Origin of the sequence: Streptomyces sp. NPDC058964 (assembly GCF_042741275.1) — a bacterium.
GTDB lineage: Bacteria > Actinomycetota > Actinomycetes > Streptomycetales > Streptomycetaceae > Streptomyces.
This window is the reverse complement of the sequence record NZ_JBHYKH010000609.1, coordinates 1-4,980: the sequence shown is the minus strand read 5'-3', so window position 1 is coordinate 4,980 and position 4,980 is coordinate 1. Positions and strand designations below refer to the sequence as shown.

Below are 4,980 nucleotides of genomic sequence, written 5' to 3'. Positions count from 1 at the left end.
CAGAAAAGCTGGTCCCGGTCGCGCACCGGTGCCCCGAGGAACGTGCTCATCGGCGGGTGGCCTTCCGGGAAGCCCACCGAATCGGGATGCCGGCCCAGCTCGGCCAGCCGCAGCGGCTCCGGCTCGCGGATCAGCAGCCCAAGGATGCCGTGGCCCGCTGGATATCGGCCGATCGCAGCGATGGTCTCCTCGTCCATGCCGACCGTGATGAACTGCTTGATCCGCCCTTCCTCGCCGAGCACTCCCAGAGCCCCGTACCGCGCGTCCACCACGCTCACCGCGGACTCCGTGATTCTCCGCAGCACCACGTCGAGGTCCAGATCGGAGCCGATGGCGAGTACCGCATCCAGCAGCGTGTGCACCCGGTCCCGGGTGGCACGCACCTGCTCGACCTGCGCCTGCAGTCCCTCCAGCAGCTCATCCAGCCGCAACTGGGGCGCCGCCGGACCGCTCCGGCGCTCCCCGACAGGACTCTCCGCCATTTCCGCTCCCTCCGGAAAGGTGCCAGTGGCACCTCCACATCATGCCCGAGCGGCCCTGTCCGCACGCGAACGCATGTGTTAACGAGGGCTGTTCTGGCAGCCCGGATCGTAGTCGGCCCCGGACGGTCGTTCCCGGAGGCCTTCGTGCGGTCCGCAGCACGGCCGGACAGGCCGTCATGGCCGCCGGATCAGAAAGGACGGATCACGGACCGAGACTATCGCGACCGATGGATCACCTGTTCGGGCGATGGTCTGCGGATTTCGCGCCTACTGCTTCCCGTGGGGCAGCAGGACCATCCCCTACGCCGCGATCCGCGCAGTCCGCCGGGTCGAGCTCGGTGCCTTCACGGGCCGGGGACGGATCTGGGGGCACCGCTCACCCGCGCTACTGGGCGAGCCTCGATCCAAGGCGCCCCCGGAAGACCGTCGGACTCGTCCTGGACTCGGCCGGTTCGTCCGCCCGTTCATCACCCCGGACGATCCCGACGCCGTGGCCGCAGTCATCCGCGAGCACACAGGTCTGAGCCCGGAGGCCAAGGAGGGCCGGCGCGGCCCACTGACGCAGCGGCTCCTCGCGCTCTGCCGGCGCGTTCCTTGCCGCGGGCTCAACGGACCTCGCAGAAAGGGACGTTCGTCCCGGCGATGGCAGACCTTCGGCATCCGGCGCCGCTGGGCCTGCGCGACGAGAGTCAGGGGCGTCAGACAACGAACCGACCGCCCCTGAAGGGAATCACGACCATGGCCGTACACGAGCACCCTCACCGGAGCTCAGGCTTCCACCTGCCGTCCTTCCGCAGGCACCGGACCGCCTCCGCATCCGAGCCCGCCGTGTCGGCAGGTGCCGACACGCATACCGCAGGAGGCTATGCCCTTGCGTCCCTGCGTCTGTTCACAGGGTTCGTCTTCCTGTGGGCCTTCCTCGACAAGACCTTCGGCTTCGGCTACGCCACCCCGTCGGGCAAGGGCTGGATCGACGGCGGGTCGCCGACGAAGGGATTCCTCGGCTCCGTCGCGGCCGGGCCGATGAAGTCCACCTTCCACTCCTGGGCCGGCGACACTTGGGCGGACTGGCTGTTCATGGCCGGACTGCTCGGGATCGGCCTCGCCCTCGTCGCAGGGGTCGCGCTGCGGATCGCCGCGGCCGCCGGCACCGCGATGATGGCGTTGATGTGGATCGCCGAGTGGCCGCCCGCCAAGCACCTTTCGGACGGGTCGCTCAGCATGTCCACGAACCCGTTCGTCGACTACCACGTCATCTACGCCCTCGCCCTGATCGTCCTGGCCGCTGTCGCCGCGGGCGACACGCTGGGAGTGGGCAGGCTCTGGGCCAAGCTGCCGTTCGTCCGCGACCACGGCTGGCTGCGCTGAGCGCCCGGGCGCGGTGGCCCCGCCCGCGAGGCGCCGCGCCGAGCCGTGCCGAACCGTGCCGAGGGTCTGTCGGTCCCGATCCGGGACCACAGGCCCCTGCACGGGACACCTTCCCAACGTGACGCTGGAATCCGAACCCTTGCTCCAGGAGGTTGAGTTCATGCTCCGCACCATCATCGTCGGCCTCGACGGATCGCCCGAGAGCCGGGCCGCCGCCGAATGGGCCGCACGCGAGGCGCAGTTGCGCGACCTGCCCCTGAAGATCGTCCACATCTGGGAGCCGGTCCCGGAACCCATGGCACAGGCGCCGCTCCTGGGGACCGAGACCCATCAGCACTGGACCGAGCGGATCTCCCGCGAAGCCGCCGACGGAATTGCCCTGCGCCACCCCGGTGTCACGGTGACCGGCGAGCACGTCGGCGGCCGTCCCGGCGAAGTCCTGACGGACGCGGCGAAGACCGCCGAGCTGCTCGTCCTGGGTTCGCGCGGCCTCGGCGGGATCGGCGGGTTCATGGTCGGCTCCGTCGGTCTCTCCGTCGTCGCGCACGCGGAACGCCCCGTGGTTCTCGTTCGCGCGCTGGAGCAGGCCGCCGACGAGCACGCGATGGATCCGGCGGGGATTCCCTCGGCCGCGGCGCCTTCCCGGCCGGTGGTGCTCGGGCTCGACATCGAGCACCCGGACGCGACGCTGATCGAGTTCGCCTTCGATGCCGCCGAGCGCCGCGCCACGGCCCTGCGTGTCGTCCACGGCTGGAACCCGCCGCCCTACTACGCGTACGGCACCCCCGCCAGTCCCGTACTCCACGAAGCGCTGGCCCTCAGCGACTCCGCGGCCTTGACCGACGCGCTGCGGCCCTGGCGCCAGAAGCACCCGGGTGTGAAGGTCGTCGAGGAGTCCCGCTACGGCAGCCCGGCCGTCCAGCTCGTGGAAGCCTCGCGTGAGGCATCGCTGGTGGTCGTCGGCCGGCGCATCCGCCGCAGCCCGCTCGGCGCCCACATCGGTCACGTGACCCACGCCGTTCTGCATCACTCCGCCGCTCCGGTCGCCGTCGTCCCGCACGACTGACCCCTCTCCGATCCGCCCCACCCCCTGAGGAGCTGACATCATGAAGGCAGCGGTCGTTCGAGCGTTCGGTGAGCCTCTGACCATCGAGGAGCGTCCCGATCCCGATCCCGGTCCCGGACAGGTCCGGATCCGGGTGGAGGCATCCGGGCTGTGCCACACCGATATCCACGCGGCTCATGGGGACTGGCCGGTCAAACCGAACCCGCCGTTCGTGCCCGGTCACGAAGGCGTGGGCCTGGTGGAGAAGCTCGGTGACGGGGTCACGCACCTGAGTGTCGGGCAGCGGGTCGCCGTGCCCTGGCTGGGGTGGGCCTGCGGGCGGTGCGAACACTGCCTGACCGGCTGGGAGACACTGTGCGAGCGACAGGTCAACACCGGGTACGGCTGCGACGGCGGCTACGCGGAGAAGATGCTGGCCTGGGCCGACTTCGCCCAGCCGGTACCGCAGGGTGTCAGCGCCGTGGACGCCGCCCCGCTGACCTGCGCCGGCGTCACCACGTACAAGGCCATCAAGGTCGCCGGGGTCCGCCCGGCCCAGCTCGTCGCGGTCTCCGGCGTCGGCGGGCTCGGTCACCTCGCCGTGCAGTACGCGAAGATCGCCGGAGCACAGGTGGCCGCGATCGACGTCACCGACGAGAAGCTCGAACTCGCCGCGGAACTGGGCGCGGACTTCGTCATCGACGCCCGTAAGCACGACGTGGGTGAGGTGCTCAAGCAGTACGGCGGGGCACACGCCGCGATAGCGCTGGCGGTGAACGACGCGGCCTTCGAGGCGGTCAACGCGGGGCTGCGGCGCGGAGGCAAGCTGGTCATGGTGGCCCTGCCGGCCCACGGCACGGTGCGCGTACCCATCTTCGACACCGTCCTGAACGGCACGTCCGTGATCGGCTCCATCGTGGGCACGCGACAGGATCTCGCCGAGGTCTTCCAACTGCACGCGGCGGGCCGTACCAGGGTCATCCACGAGATCCGCCCGCTCGACTCGGTCAACGAGTCCATCGACGAGGTGCTGCGCGGCCAGGTCAAGGCGCGGATCGTGTTCGACCTCGGAGCGGGGCGGTGAGCGCGGTGGGCCGACCTCTGGTGGTGGGCGTCGACGGTTCCGAGCCCAGTCTGCGGGCCGTCGACTGGGCCGCCGACGAGGCAGCCCTGCGCGGGCTGCCGCTGCGGCTGGTGTACGCCTCGCTGTGGGAGCGGTACGAGGGTGAGGCCCTCTCCCGGGACCTGGGCAAGCCGTCCGAGCAGGTGAGGGCCGAGGACATCGTGCGGGCCGCCGCACAGCGCGCCCAGCTGCGCCGGGCCGACATGCGGATCTCCACCGACGTCCTGTTCGAGGAACCGGAATACGCGCTCGTTCGTGAGGGACGCGACGCGGCCGCACTCGTGCTCGGGACCCGGGGCCGCAGCGGCTTCGTCGAGATGCTGCTCGGGTCGGTCAGCCTGACCGTCGCCGCCTACGCCGACTGCCCCGTGATCGTGCTGCGCGGGAGCCATGACAACCAGGTCCGCGTCGGAGCCCGGGGCCGCATCGTCGTGGGCGTCGGCGAGAAGGGCACGGACTCGGCGGCGCTGGGCTTCGCTATCGAGGAGGCCGGACTGCGGCACGCGACCCTGGACCTGGTGAGGGCCTGGCGGTGCCCCGCGCACGAAGGCACCGACCATCCCCTGCTGGTCGACGAACCCGCACGGCTGCACGAGCGGCACGCCGCCCAACTGCTGGAGCAGGCGCTGAAGGACGCCCCACCGGGGGTGGAACTGCGCCCGCGCACGGTGGAGGGCCCGGCCCGCAGGGTGCTTCTGGCCGCCTCGCACGACGCCGACCTGCTGGTGGTCGGCGCCCAGCGCAGCCCAGGGCGCCCCGGGCTCCAGCTGGGACGCGTGGCCCACGGCGTGCTGCACCACGCCTCCTGCGCCGTCGCTGTCGTCCCCGAACGCACGTGAACGCCCGATGACATCCACCACAACGACTTCCGGAGTCTCACCCATGTCCAAGGCCGAACACCAGGACGCCACCGTACTTTCCGACGAGGAGCTGCGCACCCTGGACGCCCATTGGCGGGCGGC

The 4,980-nt window shown here is 71.1% G+C and carries 5 protein-coding genes; 4 read left to right on the top strand and 1 reads right to left on the bottom strand.

Translation table 11 applies throughout. The features are described 5' to 3' along the window. Nucleotides 1–482 (bottom strand): GAF domain-containing protein (locus tag ACFW2E_RS41405; protein WP_384475667.1); only part of this gene is annotated, 482 nt, incomplete at its 3' end. Between the two features lie 738 nt (nucleotides 483–1,220). Here ACFW2E_RS41405 and ACFW2E_RS41400 point away from each other — a divergent pair. The 4 genes from ACFW2E_RS41400 (at nucleotide 1,221) to ACFW2E_RS41385 (ending at nucleotide 4,857) form a co-directional block, all read left to right on the top strand. Beyond that, nucleotides 1,221–1,850 carry a hypothetical protein gene (locus ACFW2E_RS41400; RefSeq protein WP_384475664.1) on the top strand — a complete coding sequence of 210 codons (630 nt, stop codon included), beginning with the start codon at nucleotides 1,221–1,223 and terminating at the stop codon, nucleotides 1,848–1,850. Between the two features lie 160 nt (nucleotides 1,851–2,010). Then, nucleotides 2,011–2,916, top strand: a complete 906-nt coding sequence (locus ACFW2E_RS41395) for a universal stress protein (protein WP_384475669.1) — start codon at nucleotides 2,011–2,013, stop codon at nucleotides 2,914–2,916. Between the two features lie 40 nt (nucleotides 2,917–2,956). Then, on the top strand, nucleotides 2,957–3,979 hold the full coding sequence (locus ACFW2E_RS41390) for a zinc-dependent alcohol dehydrogenase (protein ID WP_384475661.1): 1,023 nt from the start codon (nucleotides 2,957–2,959) through the stop codon (nucleotides 3,977–3,979). Then, a complete protein-coding gene (locus tag ACFW2E_RS41385) occupies nucleotides 3,976–4,857 on the top strand; it encodes a universal stress protein (protein WP_384475658.1) in 882 nt (293 codons plus the stop codon). Before ACFW2E_RS41390 ends, ACFW2E_RS41385 begins: the two co-directional genes overlap by 4 nt. The last annotated feature ends 123 nt before the right edge of the window (nucleotides 4,858–4,980 follow it).